Raw genomic sequence first — 6,065 nt, 5'->3', positions numbered from 1 at the left:
GTGATCTCGCGGACCTCGCCGCCCGCGGTGAACTGCGGCAGCGGGAAGCCGGTCTGCTGCGTGGACAGCCACATCACCGGCACCACGTAGGCCAGGATCATGATGATGTACTGCGCCACCTGGGTCCAGGTCACGGCCCGCATGCCGCCGAGGAAGGAGCACACCAGCACGCCGCCCAGGCCGACGAACAGGCCGATCTCGAAGGTCAGGCCCGTCAGCCGGGTGGTGATCAGGCCGATCGCGTAGATCTGCGCGACCAGGTAGATGAACGACACCAGCACTGCCGCCGCCGCGCCCATCACGCGCAGCCCGCGACTCTCGAAGCGGGCGGCAAGGAAGTCCGGCACGGTGAAGCCGCCGAAACGGCGCAGGTACGGCGCCAGCAGCAGCGCGACCAGGCAGAAGCCGCCGGTCCATCCCAGGACGAAGGCCAGGCCGCCGTAACCCGCCAGGTACAGGCTGCCCGCCATGCCGAGGAAACTCGCCGCACTCATCCAGTCGGCGCCCGCGGCCATGCCGTTGTAAAACGCCGGGACGCGCCGGCCGGCAACGTAATACTCAACCGGGTCAGTGGTGCGGCTGAAGACGCCAATGCCGGCGTAGACCAGCACCGTCAGCAGCAGGAAGGAAAAACCCAGCCACTGCTTGGGCATGCCCATCCGCTCCAGCACGCCCAGCGCGCCAACAAGCAGCACGAAGCCGATCGTGTAGGCACCGTAGTTGCGGTGGAGCCGGCGGCGGAACGCGGCGTCGGACGGGGGGGTGGACATGGGTGGGGATCATCGCCGGCTTGGCGGGGAGACACATCCACAACTTCCCCGGTCCTGCTTCACTGCGTCGGGCGGCGCGCTGGCCGCCAGGTCGCGGGGCCTTGGCGGCGAGCGCCAAAACCCCGCGACCTGCCGTCCCCCATCACTGTCGTCCTGCCACCGATTGGGAGTGGGGACTGCCATGAGAAACGCCCTTGCGGGCCGTTGGTGGGGTGCGGTGGGGTCAGCGCTTGGCGAGGCGCTGCCAAGTGTCGACGACGGTGTCCGGGTTCAGGGACAAGGACACGATGCCCTCGGCGGCCAGCCATTCGGCGAAGTCAGGATGATCGCTGGGACCCTGGCCGCAGATGCCGATGTACTTGCCAGTGGCTCGGCAGGCCGTGATGGCGCGCGAGATCATCGCCTTGACCGCCGGGTCGCGTTCGTCGAAGTCGCCCGACAGCAGCTCCAGGCCCGAATCGCGGTCCAGGCCCAGCGTCAGCTGCGTCAGGTCGTTGGAACCGATCGACATGCCGTCGAAATGCTCCAGGAACTGCTCGGCCAGGATGGCGTTGCTCGGGACCTCGCACATCATGATGACCCGCAGGCCATCCTGGCCGCCCGCGGCCGCGCGCTTCAGGCCGCGCTCGGCCAGCATCGCCACGACCTTCTCGGCCTGCCTGACGGTGCGGACGAAGGGCACCATGATCTCGACGTTGGTCAGACCCATGTCGTTGCGCACGCGCTTGAGCGCCTCGCATTCCATCGCGAACGCGTCCTGGAACTCGCCCGAGATGTAGCGCGACGCGCCACGGAAGCCCAGCATCGGGTTCTCTTCGTCCGGCTCGTAGCGCGAGCCGCCGATCAGCTTGCGGTACTCGTTGCTCTTGAAGTCGGACAGACGCACGATCACCGGCTGCGGCCAGAACGCGGCCGCGATGGTCGCGATGCCCTCGGCCAGCTTGTCGACGTAGAAGGCGCGCGGCGACGCATGGCCGCGGGCCACCGACTCGACCGCCTTCTTCAGGTCGTTGTCGATGTTCGGATAGTCCAGGATCGCCTTCGGGTGGACGCCGATGTTGTTGTTGATGATGAACTCGAGGCGCGCCAGGCCGACGCCGCTGTTGGGCATCTGCGCGAAGTTGAAGGCCAGCTGCGGATTGCCGACGTTCATCATGATCTTCACCGGGCTGTAGGGCATCTCGCCGCGGTGCACCTCGCTGACCTCGGTCTCGAGCAGGCCGTCGTAGATGAAGCCGGTATCGCCCTCGGAGCAGGCCACGGTCACCAGCTGGCCGTCCTTGAGCTTGTCGGTCGCATCGCCGCAGCCGACCACCGCCGGGATGCCCAGCTCGCGCGCGATGATGGCCGCGTGGCAGGTGCGGCCGCCGCGGTTGGTGACGATGGCGCTGGCGCGCTTCATGACCGGTTCCCAGTTCGGGTCGGTCATGTCGGTGACCAGCACGTCGCCGGGCTGCACTCGCTCCATCTCGGCCACGCTGTCGACCAGCCGCACCGGGCCGGTGCCGATCTTCTGGCCGATCGCGCGGCCCTCCGCCAGCACCGTGCCCTGGCCCTTGAGCTTGAAGCGCTGCTCGACCTGGCCTTCGGCCTGGCTCTTCACCGTCTCCGGGCGCGCCTGCAGGATGTAGAGCTTGCCGTCGTTGCCGTCCTTGCCCCACTCGATGTCCATCGGGCGGCCGTAGTGCTGCTCGATGATCAGCGCGTACCTGGCCAGTTCGATGACGTCGTCGTCATTGAGCGAGTAGCGGTTGCGCTGCTCGACCTCGACCTCCACCGTCTTGACCAGCTTGCCGCTGGCCGCCTTCTCTTCCGGGGTCGAGAAGGTCATCTGGATCAGCTTGGAGCCGAGGTTGCGGCGGATCAGCGCGAACTTGCCGCGCTGCAGCGCCGGCTTGTGGACGTAGAACTCGTCGGGGTTGACCGCGCCCTGCACCACCGTCTCGCCCAGGCCGTAGCTGGAGGTGATGAAGACGACGTCCTTGAAGCCGGACTCGGTGTCGATGGTGAACATGACGCCGGCGGCGCCCAGGTCGGAGCGCACCATGCGCTGCACGCCCGCCGACAGCGCCACGTCCGCGTGGGCGAAGCCCTTGTGCACGCGGTAGCTGATCGCGCGGTCGTTGTAGAGCGACGCGAAGACTTCCTTCATCTTGTGCAGCACGTCCTCGATGCCGACGACGTTCAGGAAGGTCTCCTGCTGGCCGGCGAAGGAGGCGTCGGGCAGGTCCTCGGCGGTGGCGGACGAGCGCACGGCGAAGGACGCGTCCGGGTTGCCGGCGGTCAGGCGCTCGAATTCGGCGCGGATGGCCGCTTCCAGGTCGGCCGGGAAAGGCTGGGCCTCGACCCAGCCGCGGATCTCGGCGCCGGCGGCGGCCAGGGCGCGCACGTCGTCGGTGTTCAGGTCGGCCAGGCGACGCTGGATGCGGGCATCCAGGCCCTCGTGCTTGAGGAAGTCGCGGAAGGCATGCGCGGTGGTCGCGAAGCCGCCGGGGACCCGCACGCCGGACTGGGCCAGCTGCGAGATCATTTCGCCGAGCGAGGCGTTCTTGCCGCCCACCGACTCGACGTCGGTCATCCTCAGTTTCTCGAAGGGTACGACCAGGGCGGTCGCCTCGAAGCGTGCATCAGACATGGGAAAACTCCGTGATGTTGAGAAACCGGGGCTCCCCGCGCGCTCCCGAGCGGGCCGGCGCGGCCGGCGGCTTCGAGGGAGACGGGCATGGCACGGCGCACGACAGGTCTTGTCGATTCTTGTGGGCGTCGCGGCGTGGCGTTCATGCGGTGGGCAGGGGCAAGTTGCGGGCGATTCTAGTGGGAGGCCGATCTATGATGTAAGCCCTCGTTCGGGGCCGGGCCGGTGAGATCCACCGGCGAAACTTCTCGCTTCGGCACGCGGCGTGCCCGCTTCCGCGAAGGCTCCCCGACCGGTTTCAAAGGCCTGACATGACCCAGCACACCGTCTACTTCGTCTCGGATGGCACCGGCATCACCGCCGAAACCTTCGGTAACTCCATCCTGGCGCAGTTCTCGGTCAAGGCCCGCCATGTGCGGCGCCCGTTCATCGACAGCGGCGAGAAGGCGCACCAGCTGGTGCAGGAGATCAACGAGACCGGCGAGCGCGAAGGCGTGCGGCCCATCGTCTTCGCCACGCTGGTGAACCGCGAGGTGCTCAACGTGGTGCGCCAGGAGTGCAAGGGCCTGGTGATGGACATGTTCGGGACCTTCATCGCGCCGCTGGAGGATGAATTCCGCATCAAGTCCAGCCACCGCGTCGGTCGTTTCTCCGACGTCGCCAAGAGCCAGGAGTACCACGACCGGATCGAGGCGATCAATTTCTCGCTGGCGCATGACGATGGCCAGTCCGCGCGCAACCTGGATTCGGCGGACGTGATCCTGGTCGGCGTGAGCCGCTGCGGCAAGACGCCCACCTCGCTGTACCTGGCGATGCAGCACGGCATCAAGGCGGCCAACTACCCGCTGATCCCCGAGGACTTCGAGCGCGGTCATCTGCCTTCGCTGCTGGTGCCCCACAAGAAGAAGTGTTTCGGCCTGACGATCGATCCGGAGCGCCTGGCGCAGGTGCGCAACGAGCGCCGCCCGGGCAGCAAGTACGCCGACCTGATGAACTGCCATTACGAGGTCCGGGAGGCGGAGACGATGATGAAGAAGGCCGGCATCAACTGGCTGTCGTCGACGCACAAGTCGATCGAGGAGATCGCGACGACGATCCTTCGCGACATCCGCCCGGACCGGCTGATGTATTGAGCCCGGCGACGACGGATGCCGGCTTCCGCGCTGGCCCTGGTCGTCGCGGCGGCGCTGATCCACGCGCTGTGGAACTTCGCCGCGAAGAAGGCGCAGGGCAACCATCACTTCGCCTGCATGACGGCGCTTGGCGTCAGCCTGCTGTGGCTGCCGGCCGTCTTCGTGGTCGGGCTCGACGAGCTGCCCGGCTGGGGCTGGCGGGCGTGGATCGCCACGGCCGCGAGCGCCGTCGTTCACCTGGCCTACTTCAACGCGTTGCTCGCCGGTTATCGCGCGGCGGACATGACGGTGGTCTATCCGGTCGCGCGCGGCAGCGGACCGCTGCTGTCCTCGCTCGTGGCCGTGCTGCTGCTGGGCGAGCACCTGGGGCTGGGTGGCGCGCTGGGCCTGGCGGGCGTGGTCGGCGGCATCCTGCTGATGGCGGCGGGGCCCGCCTTCTTCGCCAAGGACGCGGCGAGCGCCGATCCTGAGCGACAGCGCAGACGCAAGTTGGGCATCGCGTGGGGCGCGCTGACCGGCGCGACCATCGCCGCCTACAGCGTCATCGACGGCTACGCGGTGAAGGTCCTGGCGCTGTCGCCCATCCTTTACGACTACTTCTGCAACCTGCTGCGGGTGCCGGTCAGCCTGCCGGCGGTGCTGCGCGATCGAGCGGCATTCCTGCCGGCGCTGCGCCGGCAGTGGAAGCATGCGCTGGTGGTGGCCATCGGCTCACCGGCGGCCTACATCCTGGTGCTCTACGCGATGAAGCTGGCGCCGCTGTCGCGCGTGGCGCCGGCGCGGGAGCTGTCGATGCTGTTCGCCGCGCTGATCGGCGGGCAACTGCTCGGCGAAGGCGAACGTGGCTGGCGCATCGCCGGGGCGGCGCTCATCGCGCTCGGCGTGGCGGCGCTGGCGGTGGCGCGTTGACCACCCTCCAGCCCTCGCCTCGCGCGGACCTTCAGCCCAGTCGGCGCCTGGCGGATTCGTAGAGACAGATCGACGCCGCGCTCGCGACGTTCAGCGACTCCTCGCCGCCGGGCTGTGGGATGCCGACGCGCAGGGCGCAGCGCCGCATCAACGCCTCGCCGACGCCCTGCCCTTCGTGGCCCATGACCCAGGCGCAGGGGCTCGGCAGGTCGGCCTGATGCAGCAGCGCATCGGCGTGCGAGCTGGTGGCCAGCAACGGCACCTTCAGCGCGTCGAGGTCCTCGACAGCCAGCCCCTCGATCAGCTTCAGCCCGAAATGCGCGCCCATGCCCGCGCGCAGCACCTTGGGCGACCACAGCGCCGCCGTGCCCTTCAGCGCGAGCACCTGCCGGAAGCCGAGCGCCGCCGCGCTGCGCAGGATGGTGCCGACGTTGCCCGCGTCCTGCAGCCGGTCCAGCACGACGGAGTCCGCCCCGGCATCGATGCGCGGCTGCGTCGGCAGCGCCAGCTCGAAGCCGATCTGCGCCGGCGACTCCAGCCCCGACACCGTCTTGAACAGCGCCGGCGAGACGACCAGCACCTTCGGCGCCGCGTCGGCCAGCGCGCGCAGCGCCTCGT

The 6,065-nt window shown here is 68.6% G+C and carries 5 protein-coding genes; 2 read left to right on the top strand and 3 right to left on the bottom strand.

Annotated elements, in window-relative coordinates; genetic code table 11:
• Positions 1 to 770: sodium:solute symporter family transporter (locus tag FUT87_RS21845; protein WP_404935428.1), on the bottom strand; the 770-nt coding region annotated here is incomplete at its 3' end.
• A 223-nt stretch (positions 771 to 993) separates the two neighbouring features.
• Entirely contained in the window at positions 994 to 3,405 is a 2,412-nt protein-coding gene (gene ppsA, locus FUT87_RS21840) for a phosphoenolpyruvate synthase (protein ID WP_091723027.1), read from the bottom strand.
• Positions 3,406 to 3,716: 311 nt separating this feature from the next.
• Here ppsA and FUT87_RS21835 point away from each other — a divergent pair, with 311 nt between their 5' ends.
• Positions 3,717 to 4,538 carry a pyruvate, water dikinase regulatory protein gene (locus FUT87_RS21835; protein WP_091723022.1) on the top strand — a complete coding sequence of 274 codons (822 nt, stop codon included), beginning with the start codon at positions 3,717 to 3,719 and terminating at the stop codon, positions 4,536 to 4,538.
• Between the two features lie 15 nt (positions 4,539 to 4,553).
• On the top strand, positions 4,554 to 5,447 hold the full coding sequence (locus FUT87_RS21830; protein WP_147241980.1) for an EamA family transporter: 894 nt from the start codon (positions 4,554 to 4,556) through the stop codon (positions 5,445 to 5,447).
• 31 nt (positions 5,448 to 5,478) lie between these two features.
• On the opposite strand, the gene FUT87_RS21825 is transcribed toward FUT87_RS21830, so the two are convergent.
• A partial coding sequence (locus FUT87_RS21825) for an RNA methyltransferase (RefSeq protein ID WP_147242375.1) occupies positions 5,479 to 6,065 on the bottom strand: 587 nt, incomplete at its 5' end.

This window comes from Mitsuaria sp. TWR114 (assembly GCF_007997345.1).
This window is presented reverse-complemented; position numbering and strand designations above follow the sequence as displayed.